The following is a 19,440-nucleotide window of genomic DNA, read 5'->3' on the forward strand; positions in this document are numbered from 1 at the left end:
TGCTAGTGGTCCTTTGATTCTAACATTCGCAAGGATGCCTGCTGAGGTAGGATGCGAATGTTAGAATCGGACCACTAGCGGAATCGAGACGCCAGATGGCGGTTTACACCGACGTCACCGCCGAAGAACTGACTGAATTTCTCGCCCCTTACGGGATCGGCGATCTGTTGTCCTACAAGGGCATCGCCGAAGGCGTGGAGAATTCCAACTATCTTCTGCATACGACCAAGGGTTATTTCTTCCTGACGCTGTACGAGAAGCGCGTCGCGGTAAACGATCTACCGTTCTTTCTTGGATTGATGGCGCATCTGGCGACGCACGGGATCACGTGTCCGCAGCCGGTCGTTACAAGGAGCGGCGAAGCGCTGGGCACGCTCGCGGGGCGGCCCGCAGCGATCATCGATTTTCTCGAAGGTGTGTGGCCGCGCAGGCCGAACGTGACTCACTGTGCCGCTGTCGGTCAGGCGCTCGCAAAGATGCATCTGGCCGGCGCGGATTTTAAAATGTCGCGCGCCAACGCGCTGTCGGTGAAAGGCTGGCGCCCGTTGTTCGATCAGGCTTCGTCCCGTGCGAACGATGTGCAGCATGGGTTGCGCGCGCTACTCGATGCCGAACTCGATCATCTCGAACAGCATTGGCCAGGCGATCTGCCGAAAGGCGTGATCCATGCCGATCTGTTTCCGGACAATGTGTTGTTTCTGGGCGACAAGCTGTCGGGGCTGATCGACTTCTATTTCGCCTGCAACGACATGCTCGCCTACGACGTCGCGATCTGTCTCAACGCCTGGTGTTTCGAGATCGATCATTCCTTCAATGTCACCAAGGCGCGCGCTTTCCTCAATGCCTATACGCGCGAGCGCAGGCTGTCCGCGGCCGAGCAGGACGCGCTGCCGCTGCTGGCGCGCGGGGCCTCGATGCGCTTCCTGCTGACGCGGCTGGTGGACTGGCTCAACGTGCCGCCCGGCGCGATGGTCAAGCCGAAGGACCCGCTCGAATATGTCCGCAAGCTGCGCTTCCATCAGGGCGTGAAGAGTATGAGCGACTACGGCGTCGAACAATCCGGGTTCGTGGCGTGAGCGACGCAAAGCCTTCGCATAAAGACCTGCCGCATGTGACGATCTTCACCGACGGCGCGTGCTCCGGAAATCCGGGGCCGGGCGGGTGGGGCGCGATCCTTCGTTTCGGCGATGTCGAGAAGGAACTGAAGGGCGGTGAAAATCCGTCGACCAACAACCGCATGGAGTTGATGGCGGCGATTTCGGCGCTGGAAGCTTTGAAGAAGCCGGCGTCGGTCGATCTGACCACCGACAGCCAGTACGTCCGTCAGGGTATCACAAGCTGGATACACAACTGGAAGCGCAACGGCTGGCGCACCGCCGACAAGAAGCCGGTGAAGAACGCTGACTTGTGGCAGCGGCTCGATGCAGCGCTGAAGCCGCACGCTGTGCGCTGGCACTGGATCAAGGGTCACGCCGGGCATGTGGAGAACGAGCGAGCCGATCAGTTGGCGCGCGACGGGCTGGCGGAGAATCGATAAGGCCTCCTGCTCAGGCGACGCCGTTGCTTTCTCTGCGTCGTCCCCGCGAAAGCGGGGATCCATAACCACCGAAGGTTATTGAAGCCAGGACGCTAACAGCTTGCTCAGGGAAGTACGGGTCCCCGCTTTCGCGGGGACGACATCTCGTGTGGTTCAGCTCTTAAAGCTGCGACAGCAGCGTGTCGCCGCCCGAAACTTCGACCTTGCCGGGATTCGGCTCGAGGTTGAAGATCTTCACCACGCCGTCTTCCACCAGCATCGAATAACGCTTGGAGCGGATACCGAGGCCGTTGCCGGACGCGTCGAGTTCCATGCCGATCGCCTTGGCGAAGTCGGCATTGCCATCGGCGAGGAAGACCGCTTCGTCGCGCTGGTCGGTGTCGCGCTTCCAGGCATTCATGACGAACGCATCGTTGACCGACACGACGGCGATGCTGTCGACGCCCTTGCCCTTGAGGGCATAGGCGTTCAGGAAAATGCTCGGCATGTGCATCTTGTGGCAGGTGCCGGTGTAGGCGCCGGGCACGGCGAACAGCGCGACCTTCTTGCCCTTGAAAATATCATCGGTGGTTTTGACCTGCGGGCCTTCCGCGGTCATGACGCGAAACTTGGACTCGGGCAGCTTGTCGCCAACTTTGATGGTCATCGGTATTCTCCGTGGGATCGATGCAGTGTCATAGCGCGGTTTCCACAAGGGTGGGAACACGTTCTGCGAATGGAAGATGCGTAATTCGCCGGCCGTCAGCCGCATGCTGCGGTGCGATCTCAGGCCGTTTGCTATGGCAGGGTGGCGTTGACCTCGTAGGCACCGCCCGGTCCGGCGAGCGTCAGTTTCAGCGTGGCGCGCTCGGCGCTTGCGCCCGAGGGAAGTCCGTCGAGTTCGAATTCGAAGCGCTGAACGCCGGCGGCCTCACGCTTGACAAGCTTGGGGACGGGCAGCGCCCAATCCGGTGTCGGGCCTTCGGCAAAGAGCCGGACGTCCTTGCCCTTGCCGTTCGCGGTCTTGTCGTCCTGCACGGCGACATCGACCAGCACCAGCTTGCCCTCGCGCCGGACATCGCGAATGGCGAGCGGGCCTGTGTCGCCGACCTTGGCCGGCTTCGGCACGGTTTCGAGAGCCGCGGCGATGGCGCTGTCCTCGGTGCTGGCGACGCTGACAAAGGCAAGCTCCGCCTGCGCTTCGACCGGAATGCAGAGCTTTTCGCACACTGCGTAGTTGATCTCGGCGCGCAGCGTCACCGGCTTGTCAGGACTCTTTGCAATGATCCGTAACGGCAGCAGCACCTGGTTCTGGTAGCCGAACGAGATGCCGCCTGCGCCATCGGGGAACTGCATCGGCACCGGCCAGAGGATTTTGACGGATTCGACATTGTCGGATTTCGAGAAATCGATCCGCGGCGGCACGCCGGAATCTCCCGGCGTGCGCCAGTAGGTTTTCCAGCCCGGCTGCAACTGGAAACCGATGCCGCCGAGCAGCACGCCGCCGCTGCGCGAACCGGCGATCAGCCGCACCGAGGAGTGCGTGTCCTTGATCCACGGCGAGACGTCCTGCGCGCTCGCGCACAGGGGAGCGAGGCAAGCGAGTGCGGCCAGAGCGATGCTGGAAGCTGCGCGAAAGGGAACCGTAAGCGTCATCACACTTCCTTACAGGGTGGTATCCCCGTGAACCATTGAATTGCCTGTGATCCGGTCTTTTTCGCGACCAAACGTCGCTCACCGCGCCGCGCCGGCGCTTGATTGACAGAACAAACACCCGATATCAGGATGGTAGAACAGCGTGAGAGTCGTTTGCGAATGAAGGCCATGCGCAAGAAGACCGAAAAGCCTGCTGGTGGTCAGATCGTGGCTGAAGGCGAGACATCCGGCGTTGGTTATCTCGACGGTCAGTTGCTGATTGCCATGCCCGTGATGGACGATGAGCGCTTCGCTCGCTCGGTGATCTATCTGTGTGCCCATTCGTCCGAAGGCGCGATGGGCATCATCGTCAACCGTCCTGCCGGCAGCATCGACTTCCCGCAACTGCTGGTGCAACTCGACATCATCAACAAGGCCGATCAGATCAAGCTGCGCGGCAGCGCCGAGGACATGAAAGTCCTGAAAGGCGGACCGGTCGATACCAGCCGCGGCTTCGTGCTTCATTCGAGCGATTTCTTCATCAAGGACGCGACGCTGCCGATCGATGACGGCATCTGCCTGACCGCGACGCTCGACATTCTCAAGGCCATCGCCGCGGGATCAGGCCCCAAGCACGCCATCCTGGCGCTGGGATACGCCGGCTGGGCGCCGGGCCAGCTTGAGAACGAGATCCAGCACAATGGCTGGCTGCATTGCCCCGCCGATGCGGATCTGATTTTCGGATTGGATGCCGAGGACAAGTATCAGCGCGCGCTGGAGAAGATCGGCATCGATCTGGCGATGCTGTCGAACGAAGCCGGCCACGCGTAGAATCGAACCGCACGCATCGACGCAGACTTCATTTCCGCTCGTCCCCGCGAAAGCGGGGACCCAGGCTTTCGAAGTGCTGGATTCCCGCGTTCGCGGGAATGAGCGGAGAAGGTCTAAGTTTGCTGAAGCCTAAGCCGTTCCAGGCCCGGGCATGGCAGCGGGAGCTGTCGGCGCCGTTGCCGCAGGCGTCGTGATATTGCGGATGCTTTGACGGCGGTTGCGCGGCTGCGGAACCTTCTCGCCCGTGAGCAGCCGGACCGTGGCGTCGGCGTCGATCGGCTCGCCGAAGGCGAAGCCCTGCGCATATTCGCAACCGAGCTGGAACAGCTCGACCGCATCGGAGTCCGTCTCCGCGCCCTCGGCGACCACTTCCATGTTGAGGTCGTGCGCTAGCGCGACAATCGATTTCAGCAGCACGGGCCGCGCGCCGCGGCTGGAGGTGCGCACGAACGACTGGTCGATCTTGATGGTATCGAACGGGAAGCGCTGCAGGTATGCAAGCGACGAGTGACCGGTGCCGAAGTCGTCCAGCGAAAGACCGACACCAAGCTCCTTGATCCGGTGCAGCATCTGGGAGGCGTGTTCGGGGTTTTCCATCACCAGCGACTCGGTCAACTCGAGCTTAAGCGATCCGCGCGCCACGGCGGAACGCGACAGCACGCCGCGCACATCGTGGATGAGATCGTGGCGCAGCAATTGCCGCGAAGAGACATTGACGCTGGCGAAAATCGGCTCGCGCGACCGCACGGTGCGTTGCCAGATCGCAAGCTGCTTGGCGGTGGTGTCCATCACGAACAGGCCGAGTTCGACGATCAGGCCGATTTCTTCCGCGATCGAAATGAATTCCGACGGCGACATGCGGCCGAGCTTGGGGTGATCCCAGCGCGCCAGTGCCTCGAAGCCCGCGATGGTGCGATCTTCCAGCCGCACGATGGGCTGGTAGAGAATCGTGATTTCTTCGCGCTCGATGGCGCGGCGCAGTTCGGCTTCCAGCGCGAGGCGGTCGGTCTTGCGCGCGCGCATCGCGGGCTTGTAGACGTCGATGCGGTCGCCGCCGATGCGCTTGGAGTGATACATCGCCAATTCGGCGTCCTTGATGATCTCCTCGGTCAGCGGGATCTGCGGATCGCTCAGGGCAAGGCCGATCGATGCGGTCAGGAAAATCTCGCGCCCGTCGAAGGCGATCGGCGCGCGGATGGTCTTGCGGATGGTTTCGGCGAAGGCTGTGATCCGCGCGGGCTCGTGTTCCGAAGTCAGGATCAGGCCGAACTGGTCGCCGGCCAGACGCGCCAGCGTATCCTGCGGCTTAAGGATACGCGCGAGGCGGCGCGCCAGCGTCAGCAGGATCGAGTCGCCGACCGCGATGCCGACGGAATCGTTGACCTGCTTGAAGCGGTCGAGATCGATCACCATCACGGTGGGGCGCAGGTTCGGCGTGGTCTTGGCGAACATCGCGACCGAGCCGAGGCGATCGATGAACAACTGACGGTTCGGCAGGCCGGTGAGATTGTCGTGCACCGAATCATGCAGCAGACGTTCTTCGGAATTCTTGGCTTCGGTGACGTCGGTCAGCGTGCCGACCACGCGAGACACTTCGCCATCGGAGCCGACCACCGGGCGCGCCTTGAGCGCGAACCACATGAAATGACCGTCGGGCGTCCGTAGCCGGAAGTCCTGAACCAGACGTCCGCGGCGCTGATCGAGCACGCTGTCCAGCGCCGCACGGAAGCGATCCTGATCGAGCGGGTGCAACACCTCGAGCCATTTCGCGGCAGGCCCTTCGAGCGTGCCGCGCTTCAGCCCGAGCAGAACTTCGGTTTCGGGACTGGTGAACACCTTGTCCGCCGAGACGTCCCAGTCCCAGATCAGATCGCCCGAGCCGGTCAGCGCCAGAGCGCGGCGCTCGACGTCGGAGACGACGCCGTTGGTGGCGCCGCCGCCTGCGAAGGCGTGCTGCATCACCGTGAACCCGATCAGCATCACGATCAGCACAAGACCGCCGAGCAGCGCCGGTCCGACGATGTCGTTGGTGACGCCGCCTGCGATGGTCATGCCGGCTGCGATGACCCACACGACCAGCAGGAACCATGTCGGGATCAGCAGCACGGCGCGATCGAATCCGTGGGTCGACAGGTAAACGATCAGCGCGAAGCCAAACACCGCGATCAGCGCCAGCGAGATGCGCGCGATGCCGGATGCGACGGCGGGATCGAACAAAGCGAGCGCGACCAGCGCGCCGAGGAACAGCAGCCAGCCCATGGTGATGTGCGAGTAACGCACATGCCATCGCGACAGGTTGAGATAGGCGAACAGAAACACCAGCAGCGTCGCCGCCAGCATGGCCTCGCCGGATGCGCGCCACACGCGCTCCGCGCCGGCCGACATGTCGAACACCTTGCCCCAGAATCCGAAGTCGACGCCGATGTAGACCAGAACCGCCCATGCCAGCGCAGCCGCGGCCGGGAACATGATGCTGCCCTTGACCACGAACAGGATGGTCAGCACCAGCGCGAGCAATCCGGAGATGCCGATGACAATGCCCTGGTAGAGCGTGAACGAGTTGACCTTGTCCTTGTAGGCTTCCGGCTCCCACAGATAGAGCTGCGGAATCTTGTCGGTGCGCAACTCGGCGACGAAGGTGATCACGGCGCCGGGGTCGAGCGTGATGCGGAACACGTCGGCGGTGGCGTTGTCCTGCCGCTCGGGGCGGTCGCCGGTCGAGGGCGTGATCGAGGCGATGCGCGACAGGCCGAGATCGGGCCACAGCAATCCTGATGACACGATGCGGTAATGCGGTACGACGATCAGGCGGTCGAGCTGGTCGTCGGTGTTGTTGGTCAGCGCGAACACGATCCAGTTCTGGCCGCCTTCACGCGCACGCACTTCGATGCGGCGGACGATGCCGTCGGTGCCGGGCGCTGTGGAAACCTGGATACGGTCAGTGTCGCTGCGCTGGAACTCGAGCACGCCGGTGAGATCGATCGCGGGCGCGTCGCTGCGGACGCTGATCGCGTCGAGCGCATGCGCCGGCTGCGCGGCGGCGAAGAGCGTCAAGCTCAGCAGAAAAGAAAGCGCTGCGACACGAAGCGAACTTCGGATGTGGAACACTTGCAGCGCGAAGCCTCTGATCGAGCGCAAAGTCAGCTCTCCGCGTTAGACACAGCTGGCCGCGAACGGCCAACTGGTGGAAACGCGATAAATGCCACGAATATGAAGCAAATCAAAGGGTTTCGATGGGTTCCCCGGCTCTAAAGCGTCAGCACAATTTTGCCAATATGTTGGCTGGTTTCCATCCGCGCATGGGCTTTTGAGGCATCTTTCAGCGGGAACGAGCTGTCCATCAGGGGTTTGACGCGGCCATCGGCAAACCAGGGCATGGCCTTGGCCTCAATTGCGCTGACCATGGCCGCCTTGTCGGCGACCGAGCGCGGGCGCAGCGTTGAGCCGGTATGGTGTAGCCGCTTCATCATCAGCTTGGCGAAATTCGGCGTCGCCTTCGAGCCGCCGAGGAACGCGATCTGTACAATGCGGCCCTCGACCGCGGCGGCCTCGTAGTTGCGATCGATGTAATCGCCGCCGACCATGTCGAGGATGACGTTGACGCCTGCGCCATCGGTGAGGGCCTTGATCCTTTCGACGAAGTCCTCGGTCTTGTAGTTGATCGCCGCATCCGCGCCGAGCTTGAGACACGCATCGACCTTGTCCTGCCCGCCGACAGTAACGAACACCTTGGCGCCATGTGCCTTCGCCATCTGAATGGCCATGGTGCCGATGCCGGACGAGCCGCCGTGAATCAGCAGCGTCTCATTCGGTTTCAATCCGCCGCGCTCGAACACGTTGTGCCAGACGGTCATCAGCGTTTCGGCGATCGCGCCGGCTTCCGTCATCGAAAGCCCTTTCGGCACCGACATCGCGTGAGTTTCGTGGGTGATGCAGTATTCGGCGTAGCCACCGCCTGCGACCAGCGACATCACCTTGTCGCCGATCTTGCGCTTGGTGACGCCGTCGCCGAGCGCGACCACTTCGCCCGAGATTTCGAGACCGGGAAGATCGCTCGCGCCGGGAGGCACCGGATAGAGTCCCAAGCGCTGCAACACGTCGGGACGGTTCACGCCGGCGGCGGCAACCTTGATGAGGATTTCATTCGGTCCGGGCTTGGGCACCGGACGCTGTTCGGGCACCAGCACCTCAGGGCCGCCGGGCTTCGAAATCGCGATCGCGGTCATTTGTGCGGGCAGCTTGTCCATGAGGTGTCCTTGCGGCGGTGGGGCGGGAAATGAAATATCATCAGGGCCAGCAGCTATAATCGGGCGAGCGACGGGAGGGAAGCATGGCCGGCGATGACGACGACAAGCCGAGGAAGAAAATCACTCACGAACTGGGGCAGGACCTGTCGTTGCTGTCGTTCGAGGATATCGAAGACCGCATTGCAGCACTGGCGGCTGAGATCGAACGGCTGAAAGCCGACGCCGCAAAGAAGCGCGCCAGCCGCGATGCTGCGAACGCGTTCTTCAAATCGTGAACGCAGGAAACCGGGAAACGCAGGTTCCGAGCAATTGCAAAGGAACCGTAAAGGGAATCGTTCATTTACGGCGTATTAAGCTTTCGGGTTTATGACTTTGATTGTCCTTGTTTGGACACCGAGTGGCTCCTGTCCACTCTGTTTGACGCCTCCCTGTTATCAACTTTCAAAAGCCGCCGGAAACGGCGGCTCTTTTTTGTCCGCTGCGTTAATCTTTGCGGGCCCGTTTTGCCGCGTGCGGCATCCCGTTGGAAACCATATCTCCTCATTGTTATCGCAAGTGGCTGGACTCCCGGCTGCGGGCGCGCAATCATTTGTTCATCATAAAAAAATCAGCGTAACCGCGTGAGGCGTTAACCATGTCCGACCAGGGCGCAGCCGATCTCGTTCTTCTCAGTGAACGGATCACCAATTCACCCGCCTTCGGGACCTTGTTCCGGGAAGGCATGGATCTCGTGGAGGAGACCGCGGCCTATCTCGACGGGCCGGGCCGTACCGAGGCCAAGGCGCTCGAGCGCTCTGTCAGCCTGAGCTATGCGACCGAAAGCATGCGGTTGACGACGCGGCTGATGCAACTGGCGTCGTGGCTGCTGCTGCATCGCGCGGTCAAGGAAGGCGAGATGACGCTGCACCAGGCCAATCGCGAAAAGACCAAGGTCAAGCTGACGGCGGCCGATCCCTGCCCGGATGACATGCTCGCAAAGTTGCCGGAGCGATTGCAGGAACTCGTGTCGCGCTCGATGGCGCTGCAATCCAAGGTGCGCCGGCTCGATATGACGATCCACACGTCGGCCTCCGAGCATCTTTCGATCGGCAATCCGCTGGTGCCGCAGATGAACATGCTGAAGGCTGCGTTCGAGCGGTAGGCAGACGCAATGCGTCGTCCCTGCGAATGCGGGGACCCATACTCCCCAAGCCATCGATCTTGTGGCGATGGCGATGCAGCTCTTCCTGCAATCACCAGAGCCTTCGGTGGCTATGGGTCCCGGCCGGAGCCTGTCATCGGACCGGCGAAGCCGGACCCGTTGGCCGGGACGACCCTGAGACGCCGCTCACATCGCTTCCCAAAACGAAAAACGCCCCAGCAGATGCCGGGGCGTTTGTATTTGTGCGCAATCCGAACCCTGAGAAGGATCAGTCCTTCTTGAGGAAGCCCGAAAACTTCTTCTGGAAGCGCGAAACGCGGCCGCCGCGGTCGAGCAGCTGCTGGGTACCGCCGGTCCAGGCCGGATGCGACTTGGAGTCGATATCCAGGTTCAGGGTGTCGCCTTCCTTGCCATAGGTCGAGCGGGTCAGGTACTCGGTCCCGTCAGTCATAACGACCTTAATTGTATGATAATCCGGGTGAATTTCGGCTTTCATGGCAAATCCTCTGGCGCCGTGCGCCCACAGATCGGGGATGTTCGGGACGAATTTGGCCGCTCTATATCGCAGGACAGGCCGTGAAACAAGCTGAGAACGTCATTTGCCAGCGCCTGCTATGGGGCCTATTTGAGGGCCAGAAAGCAACACGGCGGCCAATACAAAATGAGTGCAGTGGAACGCGTTGAAGACCCGGGTCTGCCATCCGCGCTGGCGCGGGAGGCAGGGGCCGTTAAAGGGCTCTCCACGCCTGCTGCGGGGCCGTCGCTTGACGCGCCGGAGACATCACGGAAGAAATCCCGCGGCGTGAAACTGCGGCCCCTGATGGCGCTGGCGCCCTACGTGGCGCGCTATCGCGGACAGGCACTCGGCGCGCTGGTGGCGCTGATCGTCGCCTCGGCGGCGACGCTTGCGGTGCCGCTTGCGGTGCGCCGCATGATTGATTTCGGTTTCAGCCCCGAAGGCATCGCGCTGATCAACAGTTACTTCGCGGTGATGATCGCGGTCGTGGCCGTGCTCGCCTGCGCCAGTGCCGCGCGTTACTACCTCGTCATTACCTTGGGCGAGCGGATCGTCGCCGATCTGCGCCGCGACGTATTCAAACATCTGACATCGCTGTCGCCGTCCTTCTTCGACACCGCGCACAGCGGCGAACTGGTCTCGCGCCTGACGGCCGACACCACGCAGATCAAGTCGGCGGTCGGCGCGTCGGTTTCGATCGCGCTGCGCAACCTTGTGCTGTTCGTCGGCGCGTCCGCCATGATGGTTATCACCAGTCCCAAACTGTCGGGCTTCGTGCTGGCGGTGATTCCGCTGATCGTGCTGCCGCTGGTCGCATTCGGTCGCCGCGTGCAGAAACTGTCGCGCGGCGCGCAGGACACGCTGGCCGATGCGTCATCCTATGCCTCCGAACTGATCGGCGCGATCCGCACGCTGCAGGCCTTCACCAACGAGCGGCTGGCTGAGGCGCGGTTCGGCAAGGAAGTCGATCGCGCCTATGTCGCGGCGCGCAGTTCGACCCGCGCCCGCGCGTTCCTCACCGCGACCGTGATCTTCCTGATTTTCACCAGCGTGGTGGCGATTCTCTGGATCGGCTCGCACGATGTGCTGACCCGTCAGATCACCGCCGGAACGCTGGGCCAGTTCATCCTCTATGCTGCGTTCGCGGCGGGCGCACTCGGCGAACTCAGTCAGGTATGGGGCGAGATTTCTCAGGCTTCCGGCGCGTCGGAGCGGTTGTTCGAGATCCTGCGTATCAAGCCGGACATCGCCGCGCCTGCGAACCCGCGCGCGCTGCCGGTGCCGCCGCGCGGCGACGTTGTGTTCGACAATGTGCGGTTCTCCTATCCGACGCGGCTCGATCATCTTGCTGTCGATGGCGTGTCGTTCGCGGTGAAAGCCGGCGAGAAGGTTGCGGTGGTCGGACCGTCGGGGGCGGGCAAGAGCACGCTGTTCCATCTGTTGCTGCGGTTCTATGATCCTGCCTCCGGGGTGATCTCGGTCGATGGCGTTCCGGTCCGCGAGGCTGATCCGTCCGCGGTGCGGTCACGCATCGCGCTGGTGCCGCAGGATTCGGCGGTGTTCGCCACCAGCGCCCGCGAGAACATCCGTTTCGGACGCCCCGACGCCACCGATGCCGAGGTCGCGCGTGCCGCCGATCTCGCCCACGCCACCGAGTTCATTACGCGCTTGCCGCTCGGCTTCGATACGCAGCTCGGCGAGCGTGGCGTCACGCTGTCCGGCGGTCAGCGTCAGCGCATTGCGATTGCGCGCGCGATCCTGCGCGATGCGCCGCTGCTGCTGCTGGACGAGGCGACGTCATCGCTCGACGCCGAAAGCGAGACGCTGGTGCAAACCGCGCTGGAAGAACTGATGAGCCACCGCACCACGCTGGTGATCGCGCATCGTCTCGCCACCGTGCTGTCCTGTGACCGCATCCTGGTGATGGAGAACGGGCGTATTGTCGAGCACGGCACCCACGCATCGCTGGTGGCGGAGAACGGCCTCTACGCACGTCTCGCACGCTTGCAATTCGAAGGCGTTTGATTCGCCCGCCGCTTGTTAGCTGCGTTTGAACACCGGCTTGCGCTTTTCGACGAAGGCTTTCACAGCCTCCTTGTGATCCGCGGTGCCCGCGGATCGCACCATGCGCTCGGCTTCGTGATCGAGCGAGGTGAGAAAATCGTTCATCAGCGCTTCGTCGAGATTGTCCTTGAGAAAACGCAACGCCGTCGACGGGCCTTCGGCGAGTTTCCTCGCCATCGCGAAGGCTTCCTCGCGCAGTTTGTCGTCCGGCACCACGCGATTGACGATGCCGAGCGCCTCGCAACGCTTGGCGTCGATCTTTTCACCGAAGAACATCAGCTCTCGCGCGCGCGATGTACCGACAAGACGCGTCAGCAGCCATGACATGCCGTAGTCGCCGCTGAGCCCGATTTTGACATAAGCCGTGGTGACGAACGCCGATTCCGCCGCGATGCGCAGGTCGCATGCGAGCGCCAGCGAAAGTCCGGCACCGGCGGCCGGGCCGGGCAGCGCCGCGATGGTGGGCTTGCGGACGTTGACCAGCGCGCCGGTCAGTGTGCGCTGACGTTCCTGTAGGCGCGCGACCTTCTCGTCGAATGTCAGTTCGGGCGCGTTGCTGCTGCCGCTCTTGCCGCCCATGCCCTTAACGTCGCCGCCGGCGCAGAAGGCGTCGCCCGCGCCGGTAATGAGAATGGCGCCGACGTTCGGATCTTCGCCGCAAAGCTTGATCATGCGGCGCAGCGCCGGGGTCAGATTGTCCGAAAGTGAGTTGCGCGCGTGCGGCCGGTTAAGCGTGATGATCGCGACGCGCTCGCGCACCACGCAAAGCAGTTCCTCCGTGCCGGTGTCGATCACGGTTTCGGATGGGACAATCGCGGTGGCGGTCATGGTCGCTGTTCCGATCGTTGGTTTCGAAACGGAACTTTGAACGCATGTAGAAGCCGTTGCCAGCGAAACCTTGCGCAACCCTGTCATGTTTCGCAAGGTTCACGCCACCTGCGCGAGTGTGTATGCTCGTCGTCACAGGGCCATCGTAAGGTCACCCGCCTGTTCGTTCATTTGCCGGCGCCCGGCGTTTTAATGGAGATCATTCATGCGCAAGATATTGACGGTCCTCGCAGCGCTTGCGTCGCTGAGCCTCACCAATTGCGGATACAATGCGATCCAGCAGAACGATGAATCGGTGAAGTCGGGCTGGTCCGAAGTCGTCAACCAGTATCAGCGCCGTGCCGATCTGGTGCCGAACCTCGTCAACTCCGTCAAGGGCTTCGCGCAGCAGGAAAAGGACGTGCTGCTCGGCGTGACCAATGCACGCGCCAAGGTCGGCAGCGTGCAGGTGACGCCCGAAGTGCTGAACGATCCGGCGGCGCTGCAGAAATTCCAGGCGGCGCAAAGCGAACTGACCAGCGCGCTGTCGCGCTTGCTGGTGGTGACGGAAAATTATCCGACGCTGAAATCCGATCAGCTGTTCCGTGATCTGGTGGCGCAGCTTGAGGGCACCGAAAACCGCATCGCGGTGGCGCGCAACCGCTACATCAAGGCGGTGCAGGACTATAACGTCGGCATCCGGACGTTCCCGAACAATCTGACCGCGATGGTGTTCGGCTACAAGGAAAAGGCCAACTTCACCGTGGAAAATGAAAAGTCGATTTCCACGGCGCCAAAGGTCGATTTCAACGCGCCGCCGCCGGCCGCGCCAGCGCCAACAACGCCTGCGCCTGCGAAGTAGAGGCGCGCAACGGGCGCGCGCGATGAAATCGGCAAAGGCGGTCATTCTCGCGTTCATGCTGTGCTGGACATTTGCCGGCACGACGATGATCGCCCTGGCCGATGTCGCGGTGCCGCCCCTGACTGGACGCGTCGTCGATCTGACAGCGACGCTGTCGGCGGATCAGGTAGCTGCACTCGAGCAGAAGTTGAAGGCGTTTGAGGATCGCAAGGGCAGCCAGCTTGCGGTGCTGATCGTGCCGACCACGCAGCCTGAAACCATCGAGCAGTACGCGCTGCGCGTGGTCGAGCAATGGAAGCTCGGACGCAGGAAGGTGGACGACGGCGCGTTGCTGCTGATCGCCAAGAACGACCGCAAGCTGCGGATCGAGGTCGGCTACGGCCTCGAGGGCGCACTGAACGACGCCACCTCGAAGCGGATCATTGACGAGATCATCACGCCGAAATTCAGGAGCGGCGATTTCGCTGGCGGCATTTCCGACGGCGCAGATCGCATCCTGAAGGTGATCGACGGCGAGCCGTTGCCCGCGCCAAAGCCCGAGGGCGAGCTGCCCGATCTCGGCTTCATCGGCGAGTACTTTCCATTTCTCCTGATCGTCGTGCTGGTCGGCGGCGGCATTTTCAGGGCGATCTTTGGGCGGTTGCTCGGTTCGCTTGTCGCCGGCGGCGGGGTCGCGTTCTTTATCTGGTTCTTCCTGGGTGCTTTGTCGATCGCCGCTATCGGCGGATTGATCGCCTTCGTCGTTACGATGATTGGTGACAGTATCGTATCATCCGGCGGCGGTGGCCGCGGCGGTTATGGCGGCGGATTCAGTTCCGGCGGGTCGAGCAGTTCGGGCGGCGGGTTCAGCGGAGGCGGCGGCAGCTTCGGCGGCGGCGGCGCATCGGGCAGTTGGTAGCCGAGAGCACAGCAATGGGTATCAAGCGCATCGGCAGACATCTTCTTCTTAACCGCTGGCGGGTCCGGCGCGCATTTCCGCGCCAGGCGCTCACCAACATCGAGAAGGCCATCAAGACCAGCGAGGCGCTTCATACCGGCCAGATCCGCTTCGCAGTGGAAGGCGCGCTTGATGGCGTTCCGCTGTTCAAGGACCAGTCGGCGCGTGCGCGCTCCATCGATGTGTTCGCGAATCTGCGGGTGTGGGACACCGAGAACAGCAACGGCGTTCTGATCTATCTGCTGCTCGCCGACCGCGATGTTGAAATCGTCGCCGACCGTGGCATCAACGAGAAAGTTCAGCAGGCGGAGTGGGAGGCGATCTGCCGCCTGATGGAAACGGAATTCCGTGCCGGAAATTTTGAGGGCGGAGTGCTGACGGGTGTTGCTGCCGTCACCAAACTGCTCGCGAAACATTTTCCGGCCAGCGGCGCGCCGCGCAACGAACTGCCGGACAAGCCGGTGGTGATGTAGTCCGCGCCGTTATTCTTCCGTCATCAGCCCGACATTGCCGCCTGCGGCGGCGGTGTTGATGGTCACCGTCTGTTCGGTGGCGAGGCGCGGCAGATAATGCGGGCCACCAGCCTTCGGTCCCGTTCCTGACAGTCCGTGCCCGCCGAACGGCTGCACGCCAACCACCGCGCCGATCATGTTGCGGTTGACGTAGATGTTGCCCACCGCCAGTCGCTCCACCACGGTCTCCACGGTGTCGTCAATGCGTGAATGAACGCCGAGCGTCAGACCGTAGCCGCTGGACGCGATGGCTTGCAGCACGCGCTCGAAATCCGCAGCCTTGTAGCGCACCACATGCAGGATCGGGCCGAACACTTCCTCGGCCAGTTGGTCTGCGCTCTTTAGTTCGAAGATATGCGGCGCGACGAAATGGCCGGATGCGGGTGCTTCTCCTGCAAAGTGAATGCGGGCGGTCTTCTTCATGCGGGCGATATGCGCGTCGAGGCGTTCCTTGGCCTCGGCGTCGATCACGGGGCCGACCTGCGTGGCCGGATCGCGCGGATCGCCGACGGTCAGTTCACGCGCCGCGCCTGCGATCATTTCGATCATGCGATCCGCGACATCGTCCTGCACGAACAGCAGCCGCAGCGCCGAACAGCGTTGACCGGCCGACCGAAAGGCCGACATCACCACATCGTCGGCGACCTGCTCGGGCAGCGCTGTCGCATCGACAATCATGGCATTGATGCCGCCGGTCTCGGCGATCAGCGGCACGATTAGGCCGTCTTTCGCGGCGAGGGTACGGTTGATAGATCGTGCGACGTCGGTGGAGCCGGTAAACACCACCCCGGCGATATGTGCGTCTGCGACCAAAGCTGCGCCGATCTTGCCGTCGCCCTGTACGAGATGGAGCACCGAGTCCGGAATGCCTGCTTCGTGCAACAGCGCCACGGCCTCTGCTGCGATGCGCGGGGTCTGTTCGGCCGGCTTGGCCACAACAGCGTTGCCCGCCATCAAGCAGGCCGCCACTTGCCCTATGAAAATCGCCAGCGGAAAGTTCCACGGCGAGATCGCCACCATGACGCCGCGCCCGCGTAATCGCAGCGTGTTGCTCTCGCCAGTCGGGCCGGGGAGAGAGAGGCCATCGCCGAACTGTTTGCGGCCTTCCATGGCGTAGTAGCGGCAGAAATCCACCGCCTCGCGGACTTCCGACACAGCATCGTCGATGGTCTTGCCGCCTTCGGTTTGTAGCAACGCGATGAAGCGCGGCATCCGGTGCTCCAGCAGTTCCGCTGCGCGTTCCAGCGCCGTGGCGCGAGTCTCTGCGGATGTTCGGCTCCAGAACGTAAAACCGGCGCGGACCAAGGCGACGGCAATCGCAGCGTCGTTTTCGGTCGCGTTGGTCACTGCGGCAGCTGGCAAGACTTCGCTGTCAACGGCTTGGAGCAGACTGTCCAGCGCCATGCGATCTCCGAATTCGATGCCGCGTGAATTGATGCGGGGCAGGTACAGCTCGCGGGGCAGCGGCAGGCGGGAATTGCGGGCCTGATCCGGTGCCCGGATCATTTGCTCCGGTCGTTCCAGCAACGCGGCGACTGGAATGCTGTCGTCCGCGGCCAAAGCAACAAAGGACGAGTTGGCACCGTTCTCCAGAAGCCGCCGGACCAGATAGGCCAGCAGATCGCGGTGGCTGCCGACCGGTGCGTAGGTGCGGCAGGCGAGTCCCGGTCTGTCCGTATGAAGCTGCGCGTAAAGCGCGTCGCCCATGCCGTGCAGGCGCTGAAATTCGAAGCCGTCATCGCCGCCTGCCAGTTCGGCAATCGTCGCCACCGACAGCGCATTGTGGGTGGCGAATTGCGGGAAAATGCGCGGGCGCAATGTGAGCAGCTTTCGCGCGCAGGCGATGTAGTTCAAGTCGGTCATCGCCTTGCGGGTGAAGACCGGATAGCCGTCGAGGCCGCGCTCCTGCGCGCGCTTGATCTCGGTGTCCCAATACGCGCCCTTCACAAGGCGCACGGTGATGCGGCGGTTGGTGTGCTCTGCGAGAGCATGAACGTGATCGATCATGGCTTCGGCTCGCTTCTGATAGGCCTGCACGGCGAGACCGAATCCGTCCCAGCCGTCGAGCGATGGGTCGGCAAACACCGCATCGATGACATCGAGCGACAGTTCGAGACGATCCGCTTCCTCGGCGTCGATGGTGAAGTTCATGTCATGTGCTTTGGCGCGACGGGCCAGATCGAGCGTCAGCGGCACCAGCTCAGTCATCACCCGCGAGCGGCTCAGTGCCTCATAGCGCGGATGCAGCGCGGAGAGTTTGACGGAAATTCCCGGGCGGTCCGGCAGCGCCTTGTCGCCCGCCGCAGCACCAATGGCCTCGATCGCGGAGGCATAGGACTCGAAGTAGCGCGCGGCATCGGCGGCGGTGCGTGCGCCTTCGCCGAGCATGTCGAACGAATAGCGATGGTGATGATGCGGGCTGTCGTCATTTGCCGCGCGCGCGAGTGCGGCTGCGATGGTTTCGCCGAGCACGAAATGATTGCCCATCAGGCGCATCGCCTGCCGGGTCGCGGCGCGCACGGCAGGAAGTCCGATCCGCTTGGCGATCAGGCCGATGGTGCCCTGCGGCGTTTCACCCGGCTGGATCACGCGCGCGGAAAGACCGAGCGCCCACGCCGATGCATTGACCAGCAGCGCATGGGATCGCGTCTTGTGATGCGCGAAATCGCCCTGGCCGAGTTTGTCTTCGATGAAGCGGTCGGCGGTGGCTGAGTCCGGCACGCGGAGCAGCGCTTCGGCCATCACCATCAGGGCGAGGCCTTCCTTGGTCGAAAGCGCGAACTCCCGCAGCATGTCCTCGACACCGCCGAAGCCGCCGTCATGTCCGCGCACCGCCCCGATCAGCCGCGTCGCCGTCGTGTCGATGCGGGCATTCTGTTCGGCGGACAGCAAAGGCATTGCCAGCAGGCGCGCGGCGATCTCGCTGTCGTCGGCTGCAAAGGGCGCTGAGAAGGGTTGGCCGGGGGCGGAGCGGTCGAGCATGGCGTCCTCTTGGGGTTTCCAAATTCTACATCCGATGCCTGCCGTGGATCGATAGACAAATTCGCCATTTTGCCTTACATAATTCGGTCTAAAGCGATGATTAATGGAAAAATGAGCGAGATTGACAAAATAGACCGGAAAATCCTCGATATCCTGCAGGCCGACGGGCGGATCGCCAATGTCGAACTGGCGGAGCGCATCGGGCTGTCGCCGACATCCATCGGCGAGCGCCTGAAACGGCTGCAGCGTGACGGGTTCATCGAGGGGTACGGCGCGCGGCTCAATCCGCACCGGCTGGGACTGGGCCTGCTAGTGTTCGTGGAGGTGCTGCTCGACAAGACCACGGCGGATGTCTTCGAGCGTTTCGCCGAAGCGGTGAGGCTCGCGCCGGAAGTGCTGGAGTGTCACATGGTGGCCGGCGGTTTCGACTATCTCGTCAAGGCGCGCGTCGCGGACATGACGGCGTATCGCCGGTTCCTCGGCGAGACGTTGCTGGCGCTGCCCGGTGTGCGCGAAACCCGGACCTATGCCGTCATGGAGGAAGTGAAACGCGACGCGCCGCTGCCGGTGTGATCGGCTGTTCACATGAATGTTGAACGGCCAGCTTAGCGGGCTGTTGATCGTGCGCGAAATCCGCCATAGTTCTGCGAAGCTGGCTTTTCAGGATCGCGCGTTGTTCCATCTCCCTTTCAGGTTCCGCAGCGTTGCAACAGCGGCGGTTGCGTTCGGAGTTGCGCTTGCGGCGCAGCCCGTGTCCGCCATGCAACTCACGCCGCAGCAAAGCGAACTCTACACATCGGTATCGACCAGTCCGCCGACGGCGGAGACCATGACAGTCTGCTACGGATTCGTGTGCCGCCGCCGCATCGAGCTTGATTTCACCGCTGCGGACCGCAAGGCGCTCGCCCAGATCATTGCGGCGGGCAAGGCCTCCGCGATCGCCGAGCGCGCCGCGATCCAGAAGGCGGTGATGTGGTTCGACCGCAAGGTAGGCCCGACGCTGGGCACCACCACGCGCATCGCCCGCGCCGATATCCGCAGCGGGGCGGATGCGAAGAATTTCGATTGCTGGGATTCGACCCGCAATGTGTCGAGCCTGCTGCTGGTGCTGCAGGAGTGGGGCCTGCTGAAGCACCACACCGTCGGCAATCCGCGCTATCGCGGCAACATCCTCGCGATGCAGTTGCCGCACAACACCGCGGTGATTGTTGAAAAGCAAAGCCGGATGGAATGGGCCGTCGATATGTGGACGACGCGCTACCTCCAGCCCCCCGACGTCATGCTCGTGGAGCAGTGGCTGAGGGAGGAGTGAGCCAACCGCAACCGCCTTTCAAAGCGATGTTTCCCGTCATGGCCGGGCTCGTCCCGGCCATCCACGTCTTCTGTGAT

General features: G+C 62.8%; 18 protein-coding genes. 11 read left to right on the forward strand and 7 right to left on the reverse strand.

From position 1 onward, the window contains the following. The first annotated feature begins 95 nt into the window (after positions 1-95). The gene (locus HNQ36_RS11930) at positions 96-1,076 is read left to right on the forward strand and encodes a homoserine kinase (protein WP_184085258.1); all 981 of its coding nucleotides are present in this window, start codon (positions 96-98) and stop codon (positions 1,074-1,076) included. Next, the gene (gene rnhA / locus HNQ36_RS11935; RefSeq protein ID WP_430641366.1) at positions 1,073-1,537 is read left to right on the forward strand and encodes a ribonuclease HI; all 465 of its coding nucleotides are present in this window, start codon (positions 1,073-1,075) and stop codon (positions 1,535-1,537) included. The genes HNQ36_RS11930 and rnhA overlap by 4 nt, the downstream gene beginning before the upstream one ends. 160 nt (positions 1,538-1,697) lie before the next feature. Here rnhA and HNQ36_RS11940 read toward each other — a convergent pair whose 3' ends face one another. Both HNQ36_RS11940 and HNQ36_RS11945 read right to left on the reverse strand, forming a co-directional pair. After that, positions 1,698-2,183, reverse strand: coding sequence for a peroxiredoxin (locus tag HNQ36_RS11940; protein WP_184085261.1), 486 nt, complete (start codon positions 2,181-2,183; stop codon positions 1,698-1,700). A gap of 131 nt (positions 2,184-2,314) precedes the next feature. Further along, complete coding sequence (locus HNQ36_RS11945) at positions 2,315-3,172, reverse strand: protein-disulfide reductase DsbD domain-containing protein (RefSeq protein ID WP_184085264.1); 858 nt, start codon at positions 3,170-3,172, stop codon at positions 2,315-2,317. Between the two features lie 168 nt (positions 3,173-3,340). Between HNQ36_RS11945 and HNQ36_RS11950 the strand changes: the two genes are divergently transcribed. Next, the gene (locus tag HNQ36_RS11950) at positions 3,341-3,982 is read left to right on the forward strand and encodes a YqgE/AlgH family protein (RefSeq protein ID WP_430641367.1); all 642 of its coding nucleotides are present in this window, start codon (positions 3,341-3,343) and stop codon (positions 3,980-3,982) included. Between the two features lie 129 nt (positions 3,983-4,111). Here the strand turns inward: HNQ36_RS11950 and HNQ36_RS11955 are convergent, their stop codons facing one another. Together HNQ36_RS11955 and HNQ36_RS11960 are read right to left on the reverse strand one after the other, a co-directional pair. Beyond that, positions 4,112-7,081, reverse strand: coding sequence for an EAL domain-containing protein (locus HNQ36_RS11955; protein WP_184085953.1), 2,970 nt, complete (start codon positions 7,079-7,081; stop codon positions 4,112-4,114). Positions 7,082-7,230: 149 nt separating this feature from the next. After that, entirely contained in the window at positions 7,231-8,229 is a 999-nt protein-coding gene (locus HNQ36_RS11960; RefSeq protein ID WP_184085267.1) for an NAD(P)H-quinone oxidoreductase, read from the reverse strand. An 83-nt stretch (positions 8,230-8,312) separates the two neighbouring features. Here HNQ36_RS11960 and HNQ36_RS11965 point away from each other — a divergent pair, with 83 nt between their 5' ends. After that, the gene (locus HNQ36_RS11965) at positions 8,313-8,504 is read left to right on the forward strand and encodes a DUF1192 domain-containing protein (protein ID WP_184085270.1); all 192 of its coding nucleotides are present in this window, start codon (positions 8,313-8,315) and stop codon (positions 8,502-8,504) included. A 359-nt stretch (positions 8,505-8,863) separates the two neighbouring features. Beyond that, a complete protein-coding gene (gene rcdA, locus HNQ36_RS11970) occupies positions 8,864-9,370 on the forward strand; it encodes a protease adaptor protein RcdA (protein WP_184085273.1) in 507 nt (168 codons plus the stop codon). A 268-nt stretch (positions 9,371-9,638) separates the two neighbouring features. Here the strand turns inward: rcdA and rpmE are convergent, their stop codons facing one another. After that, the gene (rpmE, locus tag HNQ36_RS11975; RefSeq protein ID WP_019199795.1) at positions 9,639-9,866 is read right to left on the reverse strand and encodes a 50S ribosomal protein L31; all 228 of its coding nucleotides are present in this window, start codon (positions 9,864-9,866) and stop codon (positions 9,639-9,641) included. Positions 9,867-10,031: 165 nt separating this feature from the next. Here rpmE and HNQ36_RS11980 point away from each other — a divergent pair, with 165 nt between their 5' ends. Then, positions 10,032-11,912 carry an ABC transporter ATP-binding protein/permease gene (locus HNQ36_RS11980; protein WP_184085276.1) on the forward strand — a complete coding sequence of 627 codons (1,881 nt, stop codon included), beginning with the start codon at positions 10,032-10,034 and terminating at the stop codon, positions 11,910-11,912. Positions 11,913-11,927: 15 nt separating this feature from the next. Here the strand turns inward: HNQ36_RS11980 and HNQ36_RS11985 are convergent, their stop codons facing one another. Next, positions 11,928-12,779 carry an enoyl-CoA hydratase gene (locus tag HNQ36_RS11985; protein ID WP_184085279.1) on the reverse strand — a complete coding sequence of 284 codons (852 nt, stop codon included), beginning with the start codon at positions 12,777-12,779 and terminating at the stop codon, positions 11,928-11,930. A gap of 205 nt (positions 12,780-12,984) precedes the next feature. On the opposite strand from HNQ36_RS11985, the gene HNQ36_RS11990 reads away from it, so the two are divergent. From HNQ36_RS11990 to HNQ36_RS12000, 3 genes are read left to right on the forward strand one after another with little or no spacing between them, the layout of a single operon-like run. Beyond that, positions 12,985-13,620 (forward strand): LemA family protein, encoded by a 636-nt coding sequence (locus tag HNQ36_RS11990; RefSeq protein ID WP_184085281.1) that lies wholly within the window; start codon positions 12,985-12,987, stop codon positions 13,618-13,620. Between the two features lie 22 nt (positions 13,621-13,642). Further along, a complete protein-coding gene (locus HNQ36_RS11995) occupies positions 13,643-14,518 on the forward strand; it encodes a TPM domain-containing protein (protein ID WP_184085284.1) in 876 nt (291 codons plus the stop codon). Positions 14,519-14,532: 14 nt separating this feature from the next. Further along, on the forward strand, positions 14,533-15,030 hold the full coding sequence (locus HNQ36_RS12000) for a TPM domain-containing protein (RefSeq protein WP_184085287.1): 498 nt from the start codon (positions 14,533-14,535) through the stop codon (positions 15,028-15,030). A 9-nt stretch (positions 15,031-15,039) separates the two neighbouring features. Here HNQ36_RS12000 and putA read toward each other — a convergent pair whose 3' ends face one another. Continuing rightward, entirely contained in the window at positions 15,040-18,051 is a 3,012-nt protein-coding gene (gene putA, locus HNQ36_RS12005; protein WP_184085290.1) for a bifunctional proline dehydrogenase/L-glutamate gamma-semialdehyde dehydrogenase PutA, read from the reverse strand. A 111-nt stretch (positions 18,052-18,162) separates the two neighbouring features. Here putA and HNQ36_RS12010 point away from each other — a divergent pair, with 111 nt between their 5' ends. After that, positions 18,163-18,624, forward strand: coding sequence for an Lrp/AsnC ligand binding domain-containing protein (locus HNQ36_RS12010; protein ID WP_046828597.1), 462 nt, complete (start codon positions 18,163-18,165; stop codon positions 18,622-18,624). Positions 18,625-18,811: 187 nt separating this feature from the next. After that, entirely contained in the window at positions 18,812-19,363 is a 552-nt protein-coding gene (locus HNQ36_RS12015) for a hypothetical protein (protein WP_246395377.1), read from the forward strand. Positions 19,364-19,440 lie beyond the last annotated feature (77 nt).

The organism is Afipia massiliensis (genome assembly GCF_014203115.1).
Lineage (GTDB): Bacteria > Pseudomonadota > Alphaproteobacteria > Rhizobiales > Xanthobacteraceae > Afipia > Afipia massiliensis.

Bases quoted from the DNA above. Each gene is read 5' to 3' on its own strand.
- HNQ36_RS11985 (WP_184085279.1), bottom strand. From the start codon at position 12,779: ATGACCGCCACCGCGATTGTCCCATCCGAAACCGTGATCGACACCGGC.
- HNQ36_RS12015 (WP_246395377.1), top strand. From the start codon at position 18,812: ATGCAACTCACGCCGCAGCAAAGCGAACTCTACACATCGGTATCGACC.
- HNQ36_RS11980 (WP_184085276.1), top strand. From the start codon at position 10,032: ATGAGTGCAGTGGAACGCGTTGAAGACCCGGGTCTGCCATCCGCGCTG.
- HNQ36_RS11940 (WP_184085261.1), bottom strand. From the start codon at position 2,183: ATGACCATCAAAGTTGGCGACAAGCTGCCCGAGTCCAAGTTTCGCGTC.
- HNQ36_RS11965 (WP_184085270.1), top strand. From the start codon at position 8,313: ATGGCCGGCGATGACGACGACAAGCCGAGGAAGAAAATCACTCACGAA.
- HNQ36_RS11930 (WP_184085258.1), top strand. From the start codon at position 96: ATGGCGGTTTACACCGACGTCACCGCCGAAGAACTGACTGAATTTCTC.
- rpmE (WP_019199795.1), bottom strand. From the start codon at position 9,866: ATGAAAGCCGAAATTCACCCGGATTATCATACAATTAAGGTCGTTATG.
- HNQ36_RS11960 (WP_184085267.1), bottom strand. From the start codon at position 8,229: ATGGACAAGCTGCCCGCACAAATGACCGCGATCGCGATTTCGAAGCCC.
- HNQ36_RS12010 (WP_046828597.1), top strand. From the start codon at position 18,163: ATGAGCGAGATTGACAAAATAGACCGGAAAATCCTCGATATCCTGCAG.
- HNQ36_RS11950 (WP_430641367.1), top strand. From the start codon at position 3,341: ATGCGCAAGAAGACCGAAAAGCCTGCTGGTGGTCAGATCGTGGCTGAA.
- HNQ36_RS12000 (WP_184085287.1), top strand. From the start codon at position 14,533: ATGGGTATCAAGCGCATCGGCAGACATCTTCTTCTTAACCGCTGGCGG.
- putA (WP_184085290.1), bottom strand. From the start codon at position 18,051: ATGCTCGACCGCTCCGCCCCCGGCCAACCCTTCTCAGCGCCCTTTGCA.
- HNQ36_RS11990 (WP_184085281.1), top strand. From the start codon at position 12,985: ATGCGCAAGATATTGACGGTCCTCGCAGCGCTTGCGTCGCTGAGCCTC.
- rcdA (WP_184085273.1), top strand. From the start codon at position 8,864: ATGTCCGACCAGGGCGCAGCCGATCTCGTTCTTCTCAGTGAACGGATC.
- HNQ36_RS11945 (WP_184085264.1), bottom strand. From the start codon at position 3,172: ATGACGCTTACGGTTCCCTTTCGCGCAGCTTCCAGCATCGCTCTGGCC.
- HNQ36_RS11995 (WP_184085284.1), top strand. From the start codon at position 13,643: ATGAAATCGGCAAAGGCGGTCATTCTCGCGTTCATGCTGTGCTGGACA.